General features: G+C 39.1%; 20 protein-coding genes. All 20 read right to left on the reverse strand.

The features are described from left to right. Nucleotides 1-187: 187 nt before the first annotated feature. The 20 genes from metG to P9M13_05585 all read right to left on the reverse strand — a co-directional run bounded on the left by metG (nt 188) and on the right by P9M13_05585 (nt 23,540). Nucleotides 188-1,717, reverse strand: a complete 1,530-nt coding sequence (gene metG, locus P9M13_05490; GenBank protein ID MDP8262738.1) for a methionine--tRNA ligase — start codon at nt 1,715-1,717, stop codon at nt 188-190. 13 nt (nt 1,718-1,730) lie between these two features. Then, nucleotides 1,731-2,567, reverse strand: a complete 837-nt coding sequence (locus tag P9M13_05495; GenBank protein MDP8262739.1) for a stage 0 sporulation family protein — start codon at nt 2,565-2,567, stop codon at nt 1,731-1,733. 65 nt (nt 2,568-2,632) lie between these two features. Then, the gene (gene holB / locus P9M13_05500) at nt 2,633-3,709 is read right to left on the reverse strand and encodes a DNA polymerase III subunit delta' (GenBank protein MDP8262740.1); all 1,077 of its coding nucleotides are present in this window, start codon (nt 3,707-3,709) and stop codon (nt 2,633-2,635) included. Between the two features lie 11 nt (nt 3,710-3,720). After that, nucleotides 3,721-4,383, reverse strand: a complete 663-nt coding sequence (tmk, locus tag P9M13_05505; GenBank protein ID MDP8262741.1) for a dTMP kinase — start codon at nt 4,381-4,383, stop codon at nt 3,721-3,723. A gap of 39 nt (nt 4,384-4,422) precedes the next feature. Next, nucleotides 4,423-5,895, reverse strand: a complete 1,473-nt coding sequence (gene cysS, locus P9M13_05510; protein ID MDP8262742.1) for a cysteine--tRNA ligase — start codon at nt 5,893-5,895, stop codon at nt 4,423-4,425. An 11-nt stretch (nt 5,896-5,906) separates the two neighbouring features. After that, complete coding sequence (gltX, locus tag P9M13_05515) at nt 5,907-7,373, reverse strand: glutamate--tRNA ligase (GenBank protein ID MDP8262743.1); 1,467 nt, start codon at nt 7,371-7,373, stop codon at nt 5,907-5,909. Nucleotides 7,374-7,411: 38 nt separating this feature from the next. Then, a complete protein-coding gene (gene ispF / locus P9M13_05520) occupies nt 7,412-7,885 on the reverse strand; it encodes a 2-C-methyl-D-erythritol 2,4-cyclodiphosphate synthase (GenBank protein ID MDP8262744.1) in 474 nt (157 codons plus the stop codon). Then, nucleotides 7,882-8,610, reverse strand: coding sequence for a 2-C-methyl-D-erythritol 4-phosphate cytidylyltransferase (gene ispD / locus P9M13_05525; protein MDP8262745.1), 729 nt, complete (start codon nt 8,608-8,610; stop codon nt 7,882-7,884). The genes ispF and ispD overlap by 4 nt, the downstream gene beginning before the upstream one ends. Further along, entirely contained in the window at nt 8,610-10,007 is a 1,398-nt protein-coding gene (gene radA, locus P9M13_05530; GenBank protein ID MDP8262746.1) for a DNA repair protein RadA, read from the reverse strand. The genes ispD and radA overlap by 1 nt, the downstream gene beginning before the upstream one ends. A 58-nt stretch (nt 10,008-10,065) precedes the next feature. Beyond that, nucleotides 10,066-11,010, reverse strand: coding sequence for an MlaD family protein (locus tag P9M13_05535; protein MDP8262747.1), 945 nt, complete (start codon nt 11,008-11,010; stop codon nt 10,066-10,068). A 63-nt stretch (nt 11,011-11,073) separates the two neighbouring features. Next, a complete protein-coding gene (locus P9M13_05540; protein MDP8262748.1) occupies nt 11,074-11,826 on the reverse strand; it encodes an ABC transporter ATP-binding protein in 753 nt (250 codons plus the stop codon). 174 nt (nt 11,827-12,000) lie between these two features. Continuing rightward, nucleotides 12,001-12,771 carry an ABC transporter permease gene (locus P9M13_05545; protein MDP8262749.1) on the reverse strand — a complete coding sequence of 257 codons (771 nt, stop codon included), beginning with the start codon at nt 12,769-12,771 and terminating at the stop codon, nt 12,001-12,003. 92 nt (nt 12,772-12,863) lie between these two features. Further along, a complete protein-coding gene (locus P9M13_05550) occupies nt 12,864-15,317 on the reverse strand; it encodes an ATP-dependent Clp protease ATP-binding subunit (GenBank protein ID MDP8262750.1) in 2,454 nt (817 codons plus the stop codon). 155 nt (nt 15,318-15,472) lie between these two features. After that, nucleotides 15,473-16,519, reverse strand: a complete 1,047-nt coding sequence (locus P9M13_05555; protein MDP8262751.1) for a protein arginine kinase — start codon at nt 16,517-16,519, stop codon at nt 15,473-15,475. Nucleotides 16,520-16,534: 15 nt separating this feature from the next. Then, nucleotides 16,535-17,041, reverse strand: coding sequence for a UvrB/UvrC motif-containing protein (locus P9M13_05560; GenBank protein MDP8262752.1), 507 nt, complete (start codon nt 17,039-17,041; stop codon nt 16,535-16,537). A 24-nt stretch (nt 17,042-17,065) separates the two neighbouring features. Beyond that, entirely contained in the window at nt 17,066-17,932 is an 867-nt protein-coding gene (gene ilvE, locus P9M13_05565) for a branched-chain-amino-acid transaminase (GenBank protein ID MDP8262753.1), read from the reverse strand. A 55-nt stretch (nt 17,933-17,987) separates the two neighbouring features. Beyond that, nucleotides 17,988-18,683 (reverse strand): ABC transporter ATP-binding protein, encoded by a 696-nt coding sequence (locus tag P9M13_05570; protein MDP8262754.1) that lies wholly within the window; start codon nt 18,681-18,683, stop codon nt 17,988-17,990. 64 nt (nt 18,684-18,747) lie between these two features. Further along, nucleotides 18,748-19,980, reverse strand: a complete 1,233-nt coding sequence (locus P9M13_05575) for a lipoprotein-releasing ABC transporter permease subunit (GenBank protein MDP8262755.1) — start codon at nt 19,978-19,980, stop codon at nt 18,748-18,750. A 10-nt stretch (nt 19,981-19,990) separates the two neighbouring features. Beyond that, nucleotides 19,991-21,439, reverse strand: a complete 1,449-nt coding sequence (lysS, locus tag P9M13_05580; GenBank protein MDP8262756.1) for a lysine--tRNA ligase — start codon at nt 21,437-21,439, stop codon at nt 19,991-19,993. 109 nt (nt 21,440-21,548) lie between these two features. Continuing rightward, a complete protein-coding gene (locus tag P9M13_05585) occupies nt 21,549-23,540 on the reverse strand; it encodes a glycosyltransferase family 9 protein (protein MDP8262757.1) in 1,992 nt (663 codons plus the stop codon). Nucleotides 23,541-23,846: the final 306 nt, after the last annotated feature.

Below are 23,846 nucleotides of genomic sequence, written 5' to 3' on the forward strand. Positions count from 1 at the left end.
CCAGATCATATGATACCGCAATTATATATTCAATATGGGCATCACGAGCACGTTTTAAGACATCTTCACGATCACTATCAAATACAGGATCAGTCAGATGAGCATGGGTATCTATAATCATATGTATATTTAAGTTGTAAGCTATAAGCTATAAATGTTTTTTATCGCTTACAGCTATCTTTTATTATTATTTTTCAATCTTTGGAAACAATGGTGTCAGCTTACCAATCGCTGTACCGTCCTTAATGCCACCCCAGAGGAGTGCGTCCGTTTGAACCAGTGAATCAAATGCTTGAGGCAGTCCCAGCTGCGCGGATATCTCTTTAGCTTTTTCAGGCATATACGGATAAAGAATCACTGAACAAAGACGGACCACTTCACATAGATTATACAGTACTGTATGAAGCCTTTCATAATTCTGTTCTTTTGCTAGCGTCCAGGGTGCATTATTTTCTACATACCGGTTAGCAGATTGAATAACTGACCATAACTTTACAAGTATGCCGCTAAAATCAAGCAAATCAACCTGTTTCTCAAGCAATGATAGAAGCGTCTGGGCCTTTTCTTTAATCTCAAAGTCTTTTTCTGTTATTTCACCTGCTTTTGGTATGACTCCCCCGCAGTATCGAGACACCATTGACAATGATCTCGAAACAAGGTTACCAAGATCATTTGCCAAATCAGCATTATAACGATTCGTAAAACTTTCCCACGAAAAATCACCATCTCTATCAAAGGGTATCTCTCTCATAAGAAAATAACGCAGTGCGTCCGCGCCATGCTTATCGCATATATCAATGGGGTCAACAGTACGTCCCTCAGTTTTACTCATTTTCCCGCCTTCAATATACACAAACCCGTGGCCAAAAACACTTTTGGGAAGTTCAAGCCCGGCACTCATCAACATTGCCGGCCAGATAATGCAATGAAATCGTGTAATATCTTTTCCTATAATATGAACATCACACGGCCAATATTTTTTTAATCGATCCTCATTATCGGAAAAACCGCACCCTGACAGATAATTTATCAATGCATCAAACCAAACATACAATACATGCGTATCATCAAAAGGTAGCGGTATCCCCCATCCTACCGATGATCGTGTAACACTAATATCTTCAAGTCCGCCTTTTATAACATTGATCATTTCGTTTTTTCTGATCTCAGGCCTGATAAAATCCTTGTTGTTTTCGATATACTCTAATAACTTGTCCCCGTATCGAGATAGCGCAAAAAAATAATTTTTTTCAACGACCCAGTCAGGTTTACGTTTATGAACCGGGCACATACCATCTTCCAGATCTTTATCTTTCATGAACGCTTCACATGAAACACAATACCATCCTTTATATTCACCCTGATAAATATCGTTTTTATCATTTATCCTTTTGAACATTTCCTGCACGGTATCAATATGGCGTTTCTCTGTTGTACGAATAAAATCATCAAATGAAATATGCAAATGACTCCACGCATCCTTGAATTTTGCGATCATATCATCGCAATATGCGTTCGGCGTCATGTTCATTTCCTTAGCCTGTTTCTCGACATTAAGACTGTGTTCGTCAGTGCCCATTAAGAAAAATGTTTCATATCCAAACATTCGTTTAAAACGTGCAAGCACATCAGCGCCAATTTTTTCATAGGCTGTCCCCAAGTGAGGACTGCTATTGACATAATCGATTGCTGTTGTGACATAAAAACGTTTTTTCATAATTGAGAATCCACTATTGTTTTTTGTTTTTACCTGAGTCTTTTGATTCTGCCTTCAGTATTGTTAACTCTTTGACCGGAACATCCATCGTCCTGTCATTTTCAATCTCTACCATAACCGTCTGTCTCAGAATATTAAGATTAACCACTTTACCATCACCGTATTTTGTACGCACCAATGTTCCTTCTCGCGGCAAACATTTCTCGAGATGCTTATATGTCTTAAACTCATACTTAAGACAGCACATAAGCCGTCCGCATAAGCCTGATATCTTGTTTGGATTTAGTGATAGGCGCTGTACTTTCGCCATTTTTATATTTACCGGATCGAAATCTTTCAGAAACTGCGCGCAACACAACTTTCTTCCGCAGCAGCCGATCCCACCAAGTATTTTTGCTTCATCACGCACACCTATTTGTCTCATTTCAATACGTGCTTTAAATACATTTGCGAGATCTTTAACCAGTTCTCTAAAATCTATTCGTCCATCAGCGGTAAAATAGAAAACGATTCGTGATCGATCAAAAGTATATTCAACATCAACAAGCTTCATTTGCAGTTTGTGTGTCAGCATTTTTTGCTGACAGGTTTGAAACGCTTCTTTTGCGGAACTCTTATTTGATTCAATTTTTTTCATATCTTCAGGTGTTACTTTACGAACATTTTTGTGAAGCGGTTTCTCAACATCAGCATCAAGAAATGATTCAGGATCGCCAATAACTTCCCCATAATCAACGCCTCGTTCTGATTCAGCAATAACATAATCACCGATAACCGTTTCAATATCGTTTACCATGCAAAAATGTGTTTTACCTTCTTCTCTCATCCTGACTTGTACAAATTTCTCCATATATTCTCCAAACACGTAATCTTCTATTTAAACATCATTACATATCAGAGACCGCCTCCAATACTTTAGGCGGCTTCCCCGATCTTTAAAAACAAACATTCTAAGGCCAGTTTCAGATTGCCATTACCCATAATAGCATTTTTTACATATTCAATTGACTCAATGATAACCTCAAGTCTTTCGAGTGTATATTTTTCTGCAAGCGTGTCAATGACTTCCCGATGATCAACATTAACAATGTACGATCCGCTGGCCACTTTACAGGCTACGATATCCCTATAAAGCAGTATAAGAAACCGCAGCATTTCAATTATCTCATCTTTAAAAGCTCCTTCAATATACGCTTTATCAATATCAGTAATTTCACCCCTTGATTCCTTTATCTCGTCTTCTTGCTTGTCCTTTTCATCACGCAATGCATCTAACATTCCTTCAACAAAACTCACCACATGTGTGATCGAGCAACATTTACCTGATACTATCTCTTCAAGCACCATTTTTCTTCTGGCCATATACTCGCTATTTAAGATGGTTTCAATCCTACCGATCCTTCCCGCTGCAATAGCGCTATAGAGCTCAATATCACTTTCATCTAGATTATACCTTTGCCTCAGTATATCTTCTATATATTTTACCGATACCGGATTAAAATCAATGATTTGACATCGCGAAGAGATTGTTGGTAAAACAGAATCCTTATGTGAGGTCGTCAGAACAAATACCGTATCAGCCGGCGGTTCTTCAAGTGTCTTTAAAAGCGCATTACTTGCCGCAGGATTCATAAGGTCAACATCTGAGATAATAAATACTTTTTTTCTGGCTTCATACGGCTTAAGATATGCACTTTTTGTTATTTCTCTGGCTGATTCGATTTTAATCAAACGTGATGTCCCACTCGGCCCGTACCATTTTACATCCGCATGATTCATCCCATTTATTTTTTTGCAACTCTCGCATGTATCGCACGAGTCCATATCTCTTTGGGTACAATTAAGTGCCTTAGCGAATTGTAGCGCAACAAAACGTTTCCCAACACCACGCACACCGCAATATAAATACGCATGCCCTACCTTACCGGTCGATATGCTATTTAAAAGTCTACTTACAATAGATTCATGTCCGAGTACATCCTTAAACGACATATTCACCCCTATTAAAACCGAAATATTTTTTTTCTTTTTAACAACATATTGACGTTCGCAATAATGCTTTTGTGTATATCATGCAGTTCGAGCGAACCATCAAGGATCACACATCTTTTAGGCTCTTTCTTTGCAAGACTCTTAAACCCTTCTCGAATATGTTCATGAAAAAGTTCTGTCTCAGCTTCAATGCGATCGAGCGTTCCTTTCGGGGCATGTTCCTTTTCGAGATGTGCCGATCTTTTTAACCCGGTATAAATATCTATATCGATTATGAATGTTCTATCAGGCATAATTTTCTGAGTAGCTATTTTGTTCGCTTTAACAATAAAGTCTTTTTCAATACCTCTTCCATATCCTTGATACACAAAAGTAGAATCAATAAATCTGTCACAAATAACAACAGCACCATCTTCAATATGCGGTTTCACTACTGTATCAACATGCTGTGCACGATCAGCCAAATAAAGAAATAATTCAGTGATATCAGTGATCCCTTCATACGACTTATTTAGAACAAGCTCTCTGATCTTCTTGCCTAAGAACGTCCCTCCTGGTTCTCTTGACATAAAGACTCGATAGCCCCTTTTGCGCAGGTAATCAAATACTAGTTGTGCTTGTGTTGATTTACCGCATCCTTCAATACCTTCAAATGTTAAGAGAACGCCTTTCATAAATACCTTTCATTAATATCACTATTTTATTTCAGCTCTTTAGCTTTTATCTATACTATAAACTGTTCCATCAGGTTCATCTTGTAAAGATATGTTCCGAGTGCCCAGAGCATCTCTTATGATATCAGCCTTATCCCACACTCGATTTTTTCGGGCATAATTTCTCATTTTGATAAGATCTCTTACATCACTTTCAGATAGTTCTTTTTTTGCGAGAACTTCGTCAAGACTATCAACTGATTTCTCCTCATCTTTCAGTACCTTTAGTATCTCAACCACATGGTACGTTACCCCTAAAATAGTGAGCATTAAGACAAGGTCACTATACCCTGTGCGCAACATCGATTGATCGCCCGATCCTGACATAATCTTATTCAATTCATGCCTCAGATCAAAAACGACTGCTATTGCCCGTGCAGTATTAAAATCATCATCCATTGCTTCTTCAAATTGGTTTATCCATGTGCTTTTTTCAGTACTCTCTACATTTATGACTGTATCTTTTTCAATGATTTCAACAATACGTGCAATACAATTTTCAATTCGTTCAATATTTTTTTGCGCTTCACGCAGTTCTTCGTCACAAAAATCTATCGGACTTCTATAGTGCTTGGTCATAAGAAAGAAACGCACGACATTACCGCTATACTCCTTAAAAATATCTTTTAATGCAAAGAAATTACCCAGTGATTTTGACATCTTTTCTTTATTAACGGTAACAAACCCGTTATGAACCCAATAACGAACAAATTGCTCACCTGAAATCGCTTCGGCTTGAGCAATCTCATTTTCATGATGCGGAAAGATAAGGTCTTGCCCGCCGCCATGTATATCAAATGCTGTTCCCAAATATTTTGTCGACATTACAGAACATTCTATATGCCATCCCGGTCGGCCTTTTCCCCACGGTGATTCCCATGAAGGCTCATCTTCTTTGGCTTTCTTCCATAAGGCAAAATCCATTGGTGATCTTTTGTTTTTATTAATTTCGACACGCGCTCCGGCAAGCATATCCTCCAGGGTTCTTTTTGAAAGCTTGCCATAAGAAGGTAATTTCCCAACTTCAAAATAAACGTCTCCATCTACGGTATACGCAAAACCTTTATCTATAAGTGTCGTAACCGCATGAACAATGTCCGCTATATGCTCTGTCGCTTTTGGCTCTCTGGTTGGTTCCAATACGTTAAGTTCCTGCATATGCTTCTTGAAAGAATCATAGTACTTACCGGTGACATTCTTTACCTCTTGCGAGAGATCGGATACATCGGCTTTTTGTGCTTTTTGTATTATCTTATCGTCAATATCGGTGACATTTCTCACATAGGTCACTTGATATCCCTTATACTCCAGATATCGTTTCACAATATCAAAGGTAATATAGCACCGTGCGTGCCCGAGATGACATTCATCATAGACTGTTACTCCGCATACATACATACGGACCTTTTTTTCCTCACGAGGCACAAAAGGTTCTTTATGAGAACTCATCGTATTAAATACGTTCAACGTCATAGTACTATCCTCTATTGTATCTGTTCTAATATATTCCCGACCCGAGCACAACACCGGATTTTACCTAAAATATTAATAACATCAATAAGTTCAGGCCCATGCGCACTTCCTGTAATAGCGATCCTGAGTGGCATATAAAATTGTTTTCCTTTAAGACCGGTTTTTTTCATCACCGCACTGAAATACGCTTTCCAATCATAGTCAACCCCACACTCTTCTGAACCAAGGCCGCTAATAAATTCCTGAAAGAGAATCGCACTGTCTTTCACTATTTCTTTTTCTTCCGGACCTAAAACAATCGTATCGTTAAGAATTTTTTCAACATGCTCACTCACCTCAGAAAGACAACGTAAATACGGCAGGACCAACTGCACGATCTTTGTTATTTCTTCCATTTGACATTCGTCAACATTCTCCTTAATGAGACCGGCACGTGCCAGATAGGGCATTGCAAGATCAGTTATTCTTCCGCAATCAGTATTGCGCAGATAATTTGCATTTACCCAGTTCAACTTTGTATAATCAAAAATAGAAGCCGATTTATTTACACACTCAAGCGAAAATTCATCAACCATTTCGTCTATTCCCATAATCTCTTTATTGTCCTTAGGTGCCCACCCGAGGAGCGCCAGATAATTCTTTAACGCTTCAGGTAAATATCCTAATTCCCTAAACTCACTCACTGAAGTAACCCCATGTCTTTTAGAAAGCCGCTGGCCGTCAGGACCCATTATCATAGGCATATGCGCAAATAATGGTAACGGATATCCTAGAGCTTCAAATAAAAGCACATGTTTAGGGGTGTTTGAGAGATGATCTTCTCCCCGTATTACATGTGATATTTTCATCAGTCCATCGTCAATACATACCGCGAAATGAAACGTCGGGATCCCCCCAGATTTCATAATGACAAAATCACCCATTATACTGGTATCAAATTCAACCGTCCCACGGATAATATCGTCTACACGGACAATTCTTTCGGGCACTTTAAAGCGCCACGAGGGTTTTATTCCTAAATCGGTTTTTTCCTGAATATCTTTTTCGGTAAGGTCCCGACATCTATTATCATACTTTGGCGCTGTACCATTTTTCATTGCTTCCTTGCGACGGAAATCTAGCTCATCCGGCTGACAGAAACAGGGGTAAATATGCCCTTTAGATTTGAGTGTTTCGAAATGCGTGGTATAAAGCTGTGATCGCATAGACTGCGTATACGGTCCGTACTCTCCCCCGATATCAGGCCCTTCATTCCACGGTAATTGCAACCAGTTCAGATCTTCAAGCATTGCTTGTGTGTACTCTTCTTTTGAACGCTCCCGGTCAGTATCTTCAATACGTACAATGAATGTACCATTATGCTTTTTTGCAAAAAACCAATTAAAGAGAGCCGTTCGCGCATTACCGATATGCATGTATCCTGTCGGTGACGGAGCAAAACGTACTCGAACACCTGTATCACCACACTGTTTATTCATATACTGTTCCTTCTATGATTGTTCTCATAATTAATACTCTACTCAGACACTATACTAACAATAGCGTGAGCTGCAATACCTTTTTTTTCGCCAGTAAACCCTAAACCTTCAGTGGTTGTTGCTTTAATATTGACACTGCTAGGATCAACATCTAAAGCGCGGGCAATATTCTGCTTCATGTTATCTGCATGCGGCATTATCTTTGGTTCAGCGGCAATAACAATAGTATCGATATTCACTACTTTATATTTTCTTTCATGCAATAGCTCACGAATTTTTTCAAGAAAAAACACACTTGAAATATCCTTATACTGCATATCGGTATCAGGAAAATGTTGCCCGATATCACCAGCCCCCAAAGCGCCTAAAAGTGCATCGCACAGGGCATGTATGAGAACATCACTGTCTGAATGACCAAGAAGACCTTTGTCATGAGGTAGTTCAACACCGCCAAGCACCAATCTACGCCCTTCAACTAATGCATGTGCATCATATCCAATACCAACTCTCATGATTGCCTCCTCTTGCACCCGGAATTTTTGTCTAAAAACATTAGCTTTGCTAATTTCAAATCCCCTGCTGTCGTTATTTTCATATTGCACGAGTCATGCAAAACCATTTTTACCGTACTCCCATAGTTCTCATACAAAAACGAATCATCTGTCGCACATAACTTCTGAGTTTTTGCTTTTTTATACATTTCACAAAGCGTAGGATAGGAGAACACTTGTGGTGTCTGCGCATGGCAAATAATTGTCCTATTAATTGTCTTCTCGACAATATCTCTACTATCAACTCTTTTCAAAGTATCGTATGCTCTCACACCCACAACTGCCCCACCGTACTTTCTCGCTGACTTTACCGCCTTTGTCACGAGTGACGGCACAGTGAACGGACGAGCACAATCGTGAATAACCACAAGTTCGGTGTCCGGTGGCGCGCTACATAAACCATTGTATACTGAATCCTGTCTGGTAGCACCTCCCGCTACTATAGCACTCACCTTATGCATACCGTACTTTTTCATAAGTATTTTACACTTTTTTATTTTTTCTGGATGCACACTGAGAATCACCGCATCTATAGACTGCAGATGATTAAAGATACCTACCGTACGCACAATCAAAGGAACGCCATTGATACGTACATATGGTTTATCTTCTGTACTCTTAAGCCGAGATCCAGTACCACCCGCGGCAATTATGCATACTGTTTTTTTTGTTTGTGTTACACCCATTATCTTTTGCTTTCCACAGACCTTACCGCTGCATCAATTGCATCTTTGACCGTACGGGCGCCATACATATCAATATCTTTTAGGTCGAGACTACCGGTGCATTTTTTTACATCATTTTCAGGAACAATAAATTTCCTAAAACCCAGTTTTATCCCTTCTTTAACTCTCATCGTTACATGACTCACTGATCGCAATTCTCCACCCAATCCAACCTCACCAATTGCAATAAGATTTTGATCAATATTAACATCCTTAAAGCTAGAATACAGGGCAAGAACCATCCCCAGATCAATAGCAGGCTCAAATACTTTTGCGCCACCCACAGCATTAATAAATACGTCCCGTGTCGAAAGACCAAGGCCAACTCTTTTCTCGAGAACAGCAAGGAGAAGCATCATTCTATTATAATCAACGCCAAGTGCTTTTCTGTTAGGGGTGCCATAGGCAGTAGGAGTCACCAGCGCTTGCAGCTCAACCAAGATCGGCCGTGTCCCCTCAACAGATGTGACAACAACTGATCCCGATATATTCTCACGCCGCTCAGCCAAAAATATTTCAGAAGGATTGCTCACTTCTTGCAGTCCCTCGCTATCCATGCGAAACACTCCTATTTCATCTGTCGGACCAAATCGATTTTTCACTGCACGCAACACTCTATACGCATGATACCGGTCGCCTTCAAAATATAACACGGTATCAACCATATGCTCTAATACCTTCGGCCCGGCTATCGCGCCTTCTTTCGTTATATGGCCAATAAGAAATACCGCACGCGACGTATCTTTTGCTATTCGCATAAAATTGTTCGCGATTTCACGCACTTGCGCAACGCTTCCAGGGGCTGATTCAAGTGTTTCAGAATACATTATTTGAATAGAATCGACTATAATCACATGGGGATCAAGCTCAGCAATGCTGTTTGTAACAACTTCAAGATTTGTTTCAGATATTACATATATGTTCTGGGCTTTTACACCTAAACGCTGAGCACGCATTTGTGTCTGCGCTACAGATTCTTCACCACTAATATAGAGTATTCTTTGATTATTGTTACCGAGCTGTTCGCATACTTGTAAAAGCAAAGTTGATTTACCAATACCCGGTTCACCGCCTAAAAGGACAAGTGACCCATCTACGATACCACCGCCGAGCACTCTATCAAACTCACCAATGTTTGTCCGGATACGTTCCCCTATAGGAGCAATTACTGAGTTAAGCATTACCGGTTTTTTGTCTATTACGGACGCTCGCGAGACGGAAGTTTTACTGTTACTTCCGGAAACAACATCTTCGACAAATACGTCCCACTGGTCGCAAGACGGGCATTTTCCTAACCACTGCGATTGCGTATAGCCACATTCACGGCACACATAGACAGATTTTAATTTTGGGGGCATTTATCAACCTCATATGTACACATTTAGGACAGATATGTATTTGATAGTAAAGAATGTATCAGAAAATCCCGAACACTTTTTGTTGCTGCTGTTTGTTTGTGGAGGGTTTTTTTTCTTTTCCTCGGATAAATAATTTCCATGGATTCGCTTTAATATCCTTGATAAAATCTTTTATATCTTTACCGATCTCATCGTCTTTTATTAATTGTCCTACTGTGCCTTCTCCTTTTTCAATATTATTAACAACATTCTTAAATGAGTTTATCGCATCTGAAAAATCTTTTCCGAATGTCTTAAAGAATTCTTCATTTGCATCGACTATACCCTCTATTTTCATAGTCACTCTATTTGCGTTCTCACTGAATTCCCTAAAGTTCTTTATCGCACGTTCAATGTTCTCCTTATTTGGAGAACCGGTAATAGTTTCGACATTATCTAGTATTGCTTTCACTGATTCTTGTGTTTCCTCATTTGTTATATTCTCAATATTTGTCACTGCCTGTTTTACTTTTTCCTGCATCTTTTCATTATTCCAGTCAGCGATAACATCATCGACCTTTTGCGCAATATCGCGACCTTCTTGCATAATCTCTGACATGGCAACCGGATCCACTCCTCTTATGACATCCCCATCAGAAAGAACGGGCGACGTAATGCTTTGCGGTAAGAATTCAACATATTTTTCACCCATAATTCCAAGTGAATTGATCACAACAAGCGCATCTTTTCGTATAACAGTCCCAGACTTAAGACTGCACACAACATCAACGCCAAACTCTTTCTTTTCAGAAAAGCGGAGTTCCTGCACTTTTCCAACTTCAACACCGGCACAGCGTACCGGAGCACCGACAACAACACCGTTGGTAAACTTAAATACTGAGATAAGCTCATAATGTTTTTCTGTATAACTGTAATTTCCGAATTTTACAACCATTATGCTCAGGAGTATAAGACCAATCATAACAAATATACCAACGGTAAAATCAGTGGTTCTTTCCTTCATACAGGTACCTTTCCTTTAATGTCTTTACTATAATGGATTTACACCATAATGGCAACTAATGAGTTAATCATTAAGCACTTTAATTGGGCCAACCGCACTACCGGAAATAAACTGTTTCACATAAGGATTTTTTGAATTTTTAATCTCTTCAGGAGTCCCTACTTCTATAATTGTCCCGTCATACAACATCGCAATCCTATCCGCTATCTTGTATGCACTTGTCATATCGTGTGTTACTGCACAACTCGTTACAGACAGCGTATCATGAAGTTTCAATACAAGGTCATTTATAATATCCCCCATAATAGGGTCAATACCCGTTGTCGGCTCATCATATAATATTGTTTGCGGCCCCATTGCAATAGCACGGGCAAGACCAACGCGTTTACGCATTCCCCCTGATAATTCAGCCGGTTTCTTGTCTTCAATATCCTCTAATCCAACCAATGCTAACTGCATTTTTATTCGCTGCGCAATTTCAGAATCGCTCATTGACGTATGTTCATACAACCCGAAACCAACATTCTCACTTACCGTCATAGAATCAAAAAGTGCTGCACCCTGAAAAAGCATACCGAACTTTTTTCGCATTTTATACATCTCATTAATGCTTGCCTGAGCAATATCAGCCCCGTCTATAATAACCTTACCCGAATCAGGTTTTAAAAGTCCGATAATATGTTTTAATAATACTGACTTACCACAGCCGCTTCTCCCAATAATGACCATAGTCTCACCAGTCTCGATGGTAAGGTTAACGCCTTTCAGGACTGAATTTCCATTAAAATGTTTGTGCAGATCAATAATTTCAATCATTTCTAAAAACCTTCATTTAAAGCTATAAGCTGTAAGCTATATGCTATAAGACTTATTCTAAAAGATATTAAATCGACATTATGGATTTTTCTATTTATATTTTTTTGATTATTGGTTTTTTGCTTAAAACTTAAAGCTTACAGCTTATAGCTTAAAACTTATAGCTTATAGCTTTTAAAAAAGTATCATCGATAAAAAGAAATCAACTATTAATATTGTAATAGCAGATGATACAACTGCTTTTGTTGCGGCATTACCAACGCCTTCTGCTCCACCTCGCGCATTAAACCCTTCATAACAGCTTACAATCGCTATAATAATAGCAAATACAACCGTTTTAATAAGGCCGCTAAACAAATCTTCGGGTGTCGTATAATCCAGCATATTCCTAATAAAGAATGTCGCATTTATTCCTTTAAGTTCAACACCTACAATGTACCCTCCAACAATACCAACAAAAACAGAAAATACAGTTAAAATGGGAACAAGTGCAACTGCTGCAATAAAGCGCGGGGCAATTAAATATTTTATAGGATCAACCGCTAGTGTTTTTAACGCATCAATTTGCTCGGTAACTTTCATCGTGCCGAGTTCCGCAGCCATAGCCGCACCAACTCGACCGGCGATCATGATTGCTGTGAGTACAGGGCCCAACTCGTTTGTCATGGATAATCCGACAATAATACCAACCGCGGATTCCATGGTGATCTTATGAAATTGATAGTAGGTCTGAACAGCGAGAACCATACCGGTGAACGCACCGGTTATTAGGACTACAGGAAGGCTCAACACGCCTATTTCATACATCTGCTTAAAAATCATTGATCGGCGAGGAGGATCAACAACAACATAATGGAGCGTTCTAAAAAACATGTTGGTAAGACTACCAACCCGAATTACCCAGTTTAAAAGACCCTGTCTTACAGCTTCGAGTTTATGTTTCATATATGAGCATTATTCATTTTGCTGACACATTAAAATAACAATAAAAACGCTGCAGTTACAATTTATCAGTACACTTGGCGCATTGCTTTTTTTTATTTAAACACGATAGAATCGTTTTCAAGCATTGATTTAATACTAACTTTATCTTTTTCCTTATGATTCTTTTTGAGCAAATATTCAGCAAGAGGATCCTCAACATATCGCTGTATAGCTCGTTTTATTGGACGAGCGCCAAATTTAGGATCATAACCTTTTTCAACAATATATTCTTTTGATTTCTTGTCGATAACCAATTTTATACTTTGTTTTTCAAGACGGTCATAAATTCGTTGCAGTTCAATATCAACAATTTTGATCAGATCAACTTTATTAAGTGTTCGAAAAACAATGCTTTCATCAACTCTGTTCAAAAATTCCGGTTTAAACGCTTTCTTTGCTTCACCAAGAATTTTATCTTTCAACGCATCAAACGTACCCTCTTCATTTTGCGCGGCAAAACCTACGGTAGCTTGTTTTTTTAAGAGCTCTGCGCCAATATTTGTGGTAAGAATAACGATCGTATTACGGAAATCAACTTTTCTTCCTAAATTGTCTGTAAGTTTTCCTTCTTCTAAAACTTGGAGAAGAAGGTTCATAACATCAGGATGCGCTTTATCCACCTCATCAAAGAGCACAACAGAGTACGGCTTACGACGAATTTGTTCTGTAAGCTGTCCGCCCTCTTCAAATCCGACATATCCCGGAGGTGACCCGGTAAGACGTGATACAGCAAACTTCTCCATGTATTCTGACATATCTATTTGGATGAGGGCATCTTCATTACCAAACATGAATTCGGCTAGCGCACGCGCAACAAGCGTCTTTCCAACACCGGTTGGTCCCAAGAAAATGAATGATCCTATAGGCCTTTTAGGATCTTTTAGGTCCGCACGGGACCGTCTCAAAGCCTTTGATATAGCCGTAACCGGAGCATCTTGCCCCACTACTCTTTTATGTATTTCCTCTTCCATACGAAGCAGTTTCTCAGTTTCTCCTTCACCAAGCCGTGTCAAAGGAATACCGGTCCATTTTGATATTATATGGGCGATATCTTCCGCAGTTACCACCACTTCCTTATCCATACCTTTATCTTTCCATCTAGATATCAAAGTATCAAGCTTCTTTCTGAGCTCTCTTTCCTTATCTCTCATGGCAGCAGCTTTTTCATAATCCTGCTCGGCAATTGACTTTTCTTTTTCTTTACGTGCATCTTCAATATCACCCTCCATGATCTTTATTTCTGGAGGACGAGTCATGACGGATATGCGAGCTTTTGCACCAGCTTCATCCATAAGATCTATCGCCTTATCGGGAAGAAATCGTCCCGTAATATACCTGTCGGACAGTTTCGCAGCAGCAGCAACAGCCTCATCAGTTATACATGCTTTATGATGGTCCTGGTACTTGTCTCTTAACCCCATTAAAATCTGAACAGTCTGATCAACTGATGGCGGTTCAACCATGATCATTTGGAATCTTCTTTCAAGTGCTGCATCTTTTTCGATAAACTTCCGGTACTCATTTACAGTCGTTGCGCCAACACACTGCAATTCGCCACGTGATAAAGCTGGTTTCAATATGTTTGACGCGTCAATTGCCCCTTCTGCCGCACCAGCGCCAACAAGGGTATGAAGCTCATCAATGAAAAGAATAACATTTTTTGCTTTTCTAATTTCATCCATCACCGCTTTAATCCGTTCCTCAAACTGCCCTCGGTATTTTGTCCCTGCAACCATTAACGCGAGGTCTAAAGTGATCATACGTTTATCACGCAATATTTCAGGTATATTACCGCTGACAATTTCCTGTGCCAGCCCTTCCACAATAGCTGTTTTACCAACACCTGCCTCACCGATCAATACCGGATTATTTTTTGTGCGTCGACAAAGCACTTGGATAACACGTTCAATCTCCTCATGCCGGCCAATAACAGGATCAAGCTTTTTGTCTTGAGCAAGTTCTGTTAGGTCACGGCCGAAAGCTTTCAGAGCGGGTGTTTCTGTCCCCTCTCTTCTTTCCGCACCTTCAGCGAGATTATAGCCTTCCTCTCCCTGAGAACCCGGTGCCATACCTATCTCAAGTTCATTTAACACTTCCGCACGCACTTGCTCAATGTCAATATCAAGATTTTTTAATATACGGGCGGCAACACCTTCTCCTTCTCTTAAAAGACCCAACAAAAGATGTTCCGTGCCGACATAACTATGATTAAGGTTCTTTGCTTCTTCAATTGAAAGTTCAATTACTTTTTTAGCCCGTGAAGTAAGTGGAATATCACCTATTGTTTTTGTTTCCGGCCCGCTTCCAACGGCTTTTTCAACCTCAAGTCGGATCGTCTCAAAATCAAGTCCCATTTTTCTTAAAACATTTACTGCAACACCTTGTCCCAGCTTTATAATTCCCAAAAGCAAGTGTTCCGTACCTATATAATTATGATTAAATCTATCAGCTTCTTTACGGGCAATTATGATTACTTGCCGTGCTCTATTAGTAAATCTATCAAACATATGTCATCTCCTTACGATTAAATTCCAAGAATCAAATTATGATCGTTCATTGTTCACTGAAAAATATTTTTTTATTATACCTAGAATACAGCGTTTACTTTTTATGTTTTTCACTATACGCTACCCGCTATGCGCTATCTTTTATCGATTCACGATTATGTTAGTCTTTCCCTTATAAGTTCCGATCGCACTATATCTCTTTCGGTATGATCTAGCTCTTTACCGGCAACTTTCTGTAAATGTGCCGGCTGAGTTAATATCATAAGCTCATTGATCTGCATTCGCTCAATATCAGTTACAATCCCAAGATCTACACCTAATCGCAGGGTGGATAATAGCTCAATTGCTTCTCTTGAGTTTAATATATGCGCATTTTTCAAAACTCCATATGCCCGTCCAACACTGTCCATAACCTGTTTCTTCTGACTTTTAAGCAGATACTGCCTAGCATTCTTTTCGTGCCCCACTATCTGTTTAATAATCTTCTTTATGTTATCAAGTATATCCGCCTCATTTTTACCTAAAGTAGATTGATTCGATATTTGAAAAAGATTTCCAATAGCTTCAGTTCCCTCACCATAGAGTCCGCGTACAGCAAGCCCTAACTTAACCACTGCTTGAAGAACCTGGTTTATTTGTTTTGCAAGGACAAGCGCCGGTAAGTGAAGCATGACACTGGCTCTCATTCCTGTTCCGATATTTGTCGGACATGCGGTAAGATAGCCCCATTGAGGATGAAACGCGTACTGCAGCTTACTTTCAAGCCTATCGTCCAGATCGTTAATTAAATCAAGGACCTCATCAAGCTGAAAGCCCGGTTTCACGACCTGCATTCTAAAATGGTCTTCTTCATTAAGCATCACACTGTAAATTTCCTGATCACTAATTGAAACGGCCGATCCTTTTTGCACAACAGCATGTTCTTTACTGATAAGGTGCCTTTCAATCAAAAATTGTTTATCAATAGCATCAATGTCATTTAAACGGAAAAAGAGTGACCCTTGCATAGCATCAAGTGACGAAAGCGCTTTTTCAGCAACATCAAGCATTTTTTCTTTTTGTTCGAGCGATGCACGATTCGGAAAAGGAAAATCTACTATATTCCGCGCCATGCGGATACGGCTGGTTAGAACAATCTCAGCATCGGGACCTGTCCCCTGAACCCACTCACTTGTTTTATTCAAAAGAATATGTAATTGCATACGTACCGTGTATTGTTATTTTGTGGTTTTTTTCTTTGTTTTAAGTTTTTCATGGTGCTTTATGTCATCACGAATTTTTGCCGCTTTTTCGTAGTTCTCACTTGTAATAGCCGTTTTTAAATCATCTTTCAATTTCCTTAGCTTTGCAATATTACTAATCGATGATTCAATCCCCTTCGGGACTTTTCCCACATGATACGAGCTCTTATGAATCGCTTCTAAAAGTGGCTCGAGCCCTTTCTTGAATGTCTCATAACACTGAGCGCATCCCAGTCTCCCCTTCTTCTTAAACTCTCCATAAGACAATTCACACTGAGAACACGTTATTTGATCTTCTTTTTCTTCTACCGCAGAAACATCACTCAACCCGCCGAGCAAATCAACAAATGAGAAGCTCGAAGTAAATCCAATACCTTTTTTCTTCGCGCATTCCTCGCAAATGTTCATTTTTTTGAGAGCGCCATCAATAACTTCAGCATAATGAATTGTCGCTTCATTTTTTTCGCAGGATTCACAGAGCATAATACATTTCCTTATATAATTTTATTATACGGGTTCACCGGCAGTTTTAACAAGCGCGTTAAACTGTTCGATGAATCTTTTCGTAATAGGGCCAGGTTTACCTGTTCCTATGATCCTCCAATCGAGTTTCACCGCAGGAACAACTTTTGCCGCTGTACCGGTCAAGAAACATTCATCGGCATTATATATATCATGGCGAGACATAAGTACTTCATGCATGTCTAACCCGTTCTTTTGGGCAAGCTCAATAACAAGATCTCTCGTAATTCCTTTCAAAATCCCTGATGAAGTATTCGGAGTGTAGAGCACGTTATCTTTAACAATAAAAATATTATCACCACTACACTCAGAAACATATCCAGCTGTATTTAAAAGCAACGCTTCATCCGCACCTGCGTTCACCGCATCAGCCTGAGCCATAATATTATTTAGGTAGTTCATATGTTTTACCCGAGGACTGAGTGCTTCAGCAAAATTGCGCGGTGATGCTGAAGTAATAAGCGTAAGCCCCTTCTCATACAAGCTGTCCGGATATAACGCTAACTGATCAACAATGATGATAATCTGCGGATTTTTACATACAAAAGGATTCAACCCGAGGTTACCCTTCCCTCTGGTAACAATGAGCCTTATATATCCATCCGCCAGCGTGCTTTCCCGAACAGTTTTCTTTACCTCTTCGATCAACTCTTGCTGCTTTTTTGGAATGGTAAGTAAAATTGTTTGAGCTGATTCATACAGACGCACTATATGCTCGGTTAATTTAAAGATTTTCTTATTAGAAAAACAGATCCCCTCAAACACGCCATCACCGTAAAGAAAACCACTGTCATACACAGAGATACACGCATCATCCTTAGAATATATTTTTCCATTTATATTTACTCTCATATTGAAAACCTCTTTCTCTTATCCTCATCCACAGTCTAGCCGCATAGATACAACACTAATTAACCATTTTGTCTATTCGGCCATCACTCATATGTATCTGCATATGTGTTCGTGCCGCTATGCTGTTGTCATGTGTTACCATAACGATAGTTTGCTTTTTATCATCATGTAATTTCATTAAAAGATCAATAATACTTTCACTATGAGCACTATCAAGGTTTCCCGTAGGCTCATCAGCAAATAATATGTCAGGGTTATTCATCAATGCCCGTGCAATCGCAACACGCTGCTGCTCTCCACCGGAAAGCTGTCTTGGCTTATGATTCATTCTGCTGGCTAACCCCACCTCTTCCAAAATCTGGCTCGCACGGTTCTTTACCTCTTTAACATCCCGCGCACGGTCATTATCAGCTACTAGTGCCGGCATCATAACATTCTCCACTGCCGTAAACTCAGGAAGCAGATAATAAAACTGAAATACAAAACCAACTTTTTTATTTCTCAGCAGAGATCTTTTACTGTCACGCAACGCATAAATATTAACAGTATCATGATACAGTACCTCACCCTTTGTTGGCTTATCTAAAGATCCCAAGATATGCAGTAGCGTACTCTTTCCCGCGCCGCTTGGTCCTACAATTCCAACAAAGGCATTTTTTTCAATATCGAGACTTACTCCTTTTAAGACATTAACTCTTTCGGAGCCAATCACATACTCTTTGTGAATATTTTTTGCTTTAATAATTATCATATAAATTATAATGAGATTTGCGATTTAGTAAATAAAAAATACCTTAAGTTATTGTCATTTTTGACTATTCATATCTCAATGCTTCAACAGGCTCCATACGTGCAGCACGCCACGCGGGATATAACGCGGCACAAATCGACAAAACAACAGCGGAAAGACAAATAGTTATAAGGTCTCTCATATTAATTTGTGCAGGTAATGTATCCAAATAATATATTTCACGAGGAAAAACATCTACTCCGGTAACCTTTGATACAAGTGTTTCAATAGTATCAATATTCTCAACAAAAAGAACGCCGCCTACGGTACCGATCACCATACCGATCACACCGATTATAAGCCCTAAAAGAAGAAACGTTCTCATGATACCGCCTGCAGTAACGCCTATCGATTTCAAAACACCAATATCTTTTGTTTTTTCCATAACCATCATAATAAGTGTACTGATAATATTCGTTGCGGCAACGGCAATCGCTAAAACAAGCAATATAAACATTACATTCTTTTCTGTCTTTAAAGCAGCAAACAGGTTTCTATTCTGATCGATCCAAGTATAGGCATAGAGCGGTGGTGAAAGTTTTTCCTTGAGCGCTTTCTTAACACGTGCGGCATTGTCAACATCATCAAGTTTGAGACTAACACCATGCACATCATATCCTAATCCGAATAGTTTCTGGGCTGTCTTTAAATTAAGGTACACGAGATTCGAATCATACTCATACATACCATATGAAAAGATCCCGGCAACCGTACAGTCAAGAATCCGTGATGCGGGTCCGAGAGGCGTCATAACCGTTGATGGAGAAATAATGCGCAATGAATCTCCCAGAAATAAACTAAACCTTCGCGCAAACTCTTTGCCGATTATGGTTTCATTGCCTTTAAGCTCATAGGTGCCGTATGTCATTTTCTTTTTTATATTCGTGACTGTTGATTCACGGTCCGTATCTATCCCTCGCACGACAACACCAACAACACGATTCCTTACCCGAGCAATAACCTGCCCGAAAACATAGGGTGTTGCAGCGACTACATGAGGCGTCTTCAGCGCAAGATCAACTACAGAATATGGATCTTTAACCGGTATATCAGCACTAATAACCACATGAGCGCTAGCACCGAGGATCTTATCTTTCATGTCTTTTTCAAAACCTGTCATAACCGCAAGAACAATGATAAGTGTCATGACTGAAAGAGCCACACCGCTTATTGAAAGAAAAGTAATTATTGAAATAAACTTTTCTTTTCGTTTAGCAAACAGATATCGTAAACTTATACGCGCTTCCAATGGCAACATAATGCGCTGTCTATCCCTTTCCTTTTAATTGCGGGAACAAGATAACATCCCTAATCGATTCCTGGTTGGTCAGAACCATAACTAATCGATCAATCCCGATTCCCAGTCCTCCGGCAGGCGGCATACCGTGTTCAAGAGCACGCACATAATCCTCATCAATATCTTTACCGGTCCCTTCGGCCTGTTTCTGAAAATTTTTGAGCTGGATTGCAGGATCATTAAGCTCAGAATAGGCATTAGCAAGCTCCTGTCCATTCATGTAGAGTTCGAACCGTTCAGCGATTTCCGGATCATCTTTTTTCGTCTTTGATAGCGGGCACAAAATAGCAGGATAATCAGTAATGAATGTAGGGTTGATTAACTTCTTTTCAACACAACTTTCAAATATTTCATTAACGACTGCATGATCATGAGCGTTTTTATCAAACTCAACACCTAATTTCTTTGCCTGCTCCTTAATATTGTCACAGGTCTTAAAATCTATTCCCGTATACTCTTTAAGTGCATCATACATTGATATTCTTTTCCAAGGCGGTGTCATATCAATACCGCTTGCTCCTGTTTTAAGATCTATACCGAGCTCTGAACAAATGTAGACAGTCAACTCTTCAGTGAGTGTCATCATTGATTCATAATCTTCGTACGCTGCATATATCTCTAACATAGTAAATTCAGGGTTGTGGCGACGAGATAACCCCTCATTCCTAAAATTTCTATTCAGTTCATAAACTTTTTCTAATCCACCAACAAGTAACCGTTTAAGATACAGCTCAGGAGCTATTCTTAAATACAGATCGGTAGACAATGATTCGTGGTATGTTACAAACGGTTTTGCAACAGCTCCACCAGCCATAGCCTGCATCATAGGTGTTTCAACCTCAAGATATTCCCGCTCATCAAGATACTTGCGAATGAGCGTGATGATCGCACTGCGTTTTAAAAACACGTTCCTCACCTCTTCATTAGAAATAAGGTCAAGATAGCGTTGACGATACCGCGTCTCAATATCTTTAAGGCCATGCCATTTTTCTGGAAGTGGCCGCAAAGCTTTACTAAGCATGGCAAACGATTCTAAATGAACTGTTACCTCACCGGTTCTTGTCTTAACGAGCTTTCCGGTAATACCTATAATATCGCCTATATCAACACATTGCAACAAATCAAATGATTCTACGAGCTCATCTTTGCGCGCATACATCTGAATCTTTCCTGTTCGGTCACGTACATCAGCAAAAACTGTTTTGCCGTGCCCACGCCATGCCATAACTCTTCCACAAACAGTAACGAGCTTCCCTTCTTCATAGCTCTCTATGTACTCGGAAATATACCCGCTACGTTCGAATTTTCTTCCGTAAGGCTCGCCACCAGCATTAACGATGGTCTGCAATCTCTCTTTTCGTTCAGAAATAAAATCTTTTTCTCTTTGGTCTGTTACATCGGGATGCGTCTGGTCAGTCATAACTCCTCCGGATTACGTATGTTCATACAACTAATTCGCAAGAGTATACTTATAAAAAGTGTTGCAGTCAATGATATAAAGCGCGGTTATACATGGAAAATAAATGAATTTATGCATCATTATTGGTGAATCTTAATGAATCGACCTCACGATTAAAATTGTTGCGGGGAACAATATAAAATTGATGGGTAAGATATCTGTCAAGTGCCGCGGCATACTTAACAATATTTAATGATCTAATATACCCCGATAACCCAGCTGAGCTAATTCCTGCTTCATCTAAATCTCGGATAATATCAAGGTCATGCGCATATAATACCCTAAAGTTTTCCTTCATATGATTTAAAATGGCACGAAGCACTTTTATATTTTTCTCGGTATTAATATACACCGCAAGATCATTTATTTTCTCGTTCTGAGATTTTTCGACCAGCTCATTGATAAACACAATAAAATCACGCACCACCTTATCTGGTATTGTGTTTGTAATAAATATTTCTTCTAAACTGTTTTTTCGTTCTGATTCGAGCACTTTGCATAACGCTTCAATATTTTCATAATCATTTCTGTTCAACTTTATAAACGTGTCCTCAGGCTCGTGATCGACTTCCACATAGTGTGATTTTTCAGTGGGACTTACCCATTCTACAGGAGCATCGTAAACAGTGAGCATTTTGTCACTTTTGAGAAAAATGGTAACTGTCTCTTTACTAAACGAATGTGCAATATGACTGATAGATGTATCAACACCTATCACCATATTTGAAATTGCAATAAGTGACATCAACTGGCGATAGCTAAGACTATACGGAATAACCTTAACACGTTTACTATCAATGTCAGAAACATTTATAAGTTCTTGTATATCATTAGTTAACTTTTGATGTCTCGTATTCTTTGGATCTCCTTTTTTAATAATAATAACGGCATTTTCAGGGAGCAATGCCAGTAACATACGACATATTCTAAGACTATCTTCGATCCCTAACTCCTTTTCTTTAATGCTACTTAACGGATTAAATACCACAATAAAGTTGTTTTCACTTTGATTGGGTAACACATTTAATTTTTCTAATAACGAACGAATTCCTACTGTTTCATCATCAGAAACCGCAATAGCCGGTATATACTCTTTTTCGCTTTTCAAGCCCCAGCCGCGTATTAACGTGTTGTAGTAATCATAATAATTAAAACTAAAATCTCTATCGGAATCAAGGGACACATTCAATATCCTTTTACGCTCATTATTTTCATTATCAACAAATGCGTACCCCTTGAGAGCAGTATCTTTATAGATAATCTTATTCGCACTTCCAGAATAGAACCAATCATTAGAAAGCGAATCAAGGTCAATAACCAAATCAAAATCATCTATTGACTCTGTTATCTCATGTCGATCTCTTACAACACTAACTTTTTCGATGTTTTTCAATAAATCAGGAAATTTGTTGACTACGGTAATCTCTGCATCAGGATATGACTCTCGAAGTGCAGTTACAATAATAGATTGAATGATATAGTCTCCCCGACCCAGATAATTCTCAGTATTGATAAGGACTTTCTTTACATCTCCTGAATCAATTTTCGAAAGTGGTTTAGAGATATGCGCCACTCCGCTTTGCGCGTAACGTAAGATAATATCTTCCACATCCGCTGATTCCAATAGCTCCCACCCATCATGGCTTATTTTCACGTAGAGAAGTTCGCTAACAGGAACAAACAATACTTTCCCTTCGTAGCGTATACCGTCATATGCTACTACTTTTCCATATTTTTCCTGACATTCCTTTATCGCATCTTTAAAAGACATTCCGCTACGCAACGCACGAAACATTGTTAATCCGGCACTCAATGCATTTTCGATTTGTATTGAGCCGGTTTTAATTTCTTCCTGATCAAACAAAGATCGCGGGGCAAGGGATTTTTTCATTGCTCGTATCTCGTAGTTAGCATCTCGTATTTGAAGAACCGATAACCACTTTTTCGTATTTTGTTTAAGATGGGGACCCGCCATGGAAATATTCTGGCACAGAAAAAACACTGTTATCACAAGGAAAATAATCTTTATAAATGATCTTTTGTGTATTACTTTGCTTTTCATTTTTCCCTCAAAATAAAATTGATTTCATTTAGAGAAAAACACAATACACCTCTGCATCTAAACTCCTAATTTTTAGACACACCAATATACTAATTCACTGTTTTCTCTATCTCTATAAATGCTCTAATCCTCTGAATTGTAGCACGTAAAATCGGTTTTGTCAAGAGCATAGAGAGTTTTTTTGTAACCGGTGAGTAAAAGGGGGGTAACAAGATAAAACCAGCTAATTAGAAAAGACCTAAGATTAAAAAACCGAGCCGAAAAGTTTTTATACTTCCGGTTTATTTTTTTATGTTGACAGTATCA

This window comes from Candidatus Ancaeobacter aquaticus (assembly GCA_030765405.1).
Classification (GTDB): domain Bacteria; phylum Auribacterota; class Ancaeobacteria; order Ancaeobacterales; family Ancaeobacteraceae; genus Ancaeobacter; species Ancaeobacter aquaticus.

Excerpts from the sequence above, each read along its gene's own strand:
- metG (MDP8262738.1), bottom strand. The coding sequence starts at position 1,717 with ATGAAAAAACGTTTTTATGTCACAACAGCAATCGATTATGTCAATAGC.
- ispF (MDP8262744.1), bottom strand. The coding sequence starts at position 7,885 with ATGAGAGTTGGTATTGGATATGATGCACATGCATTAGTTGAAGGGCGT.
- P9M13_05585 (MDP8262757.1), bottom strand. The coding sequence starts at position 23,540 with ATGAAAAGCAAAGTAATACACAAAAGATCATTTATAAAGATTATTTTC.
- cysS (MDP8262742.1), bottom strand. The coding sequence starts at position 5,895 with ATGACGTTGAACGTATTTAATACGATGAGTTCTCATAAAGAACCTTTT.
- ilvE (MDP8262753.1), bottom strand. The coding sequence starts at position 17,932 with ATGAGAGTAAATATAAATGGAAAAATATATTCTAAGGATGATGCGTGT.
- P9M13_05545 (MDP8262749.1), bottom strand. The coding sequence starts at position 12,771 with ATGAAACATAAACTCGAAGCTGTAAGACAGGGTCTTTTAAACTGGGTA.
- P9M13_05575 (MDP8262755.1), bottom strand. The coding sequence starts at position 19,980 with ATGTTGCCATTGGAAGCGCGTATAAGTTTACGATATCTGTTTGCTAAA.
- P9M13_05535 (MDP8262747.1), bottom strand. The coding sequence starts at position 11,010 with ATGAAGGAAAGAACCACTGATTTTACCGTTGGTATATTTGTTATGATT.
- tmk (MDP8262741.1), bottom strand. The coding sequence starts at position 4,383 with ATGAAAGGCGTTCTCTTAACATTTGAAGGTATTGAAGGATGCGGTAAA.
- ispD (MDP8262745.1), bottom strand. The coding sequence starts at position 8,610 with ATGGGTGTAACACAAACAAAAAAAACAGTATGCATAATTGCCGCGGGT.
- P9M13_05550 (MDP8262750.1), bottom strand. The coding sequence starts at position 15,317 with ATGTTTGATAGATTTACTAATAGAGCACGGCAAGTAATCATAATTGCC.
- P9M13_05540 (MDP8262748.1), bottom strand. The coding sequence starts at position 11,826 with ATGATTGAAATTATTGATCTGCACAAACATTTTAATGGAAATTCAGTC.
- gltX (MDP8262743.1), bottom strand. The coding sequence starts at position 7,373 with ATGAATAAACAGTGTGGTGATACAGGTGTTCGAGTACGTTTTGCTCCG.
- P9M13_05570 (MDP8262754.1), bottom strand. The coding sequence starts at position 18,683 with ATGATAATTATTAAAGCAAAAAATATTCACAAAGAGTATGTGATTGGC.
- radA (MDP8262746.1), bottom strand. The coding sequence starts at position 10,007 with ATGCCCCCAAAATTAAAATCTGTCTATGTGTGCCGTGAATGTGGCTAT.
- P9M13_05560 (MDP8262752.1), bottom strand. The coding sequence starts at position 17,041 with ATGCTCTGTGAATCCTGCGAAAAAAATGAAGCGACAATTCATTATGCT.
- P9M13_05495 (MDP8262739.1), bottom strand. The coding sequence starts at position 2,567 with ATGGAGAAATTTGTACAAGTCAGGATGAGAGAAGAAGGTAAAACACAT.
- lysS (MDP8262756.1), bottom strand. The coding sequence starts at position 21,439 with ATGACTGACCAGACGCATCCCGATGTAACAGACCAAAGAGAAAAAGAT.
- holB (MDP8262740.1), bottom strand. The coding sequence starts at position 3,709 with ATGTCGTTTAAGGATGTACTCGGACATGAATCTATTGTAAGTAGACTT.
- P9M13_05555 (MDP8262751.1), bottom strand. The coding sequence starts at position 16,519 with ATGCAATTACATATTCTTTTGAATAAAACAAGTGAGTGGGTTCAGGGG.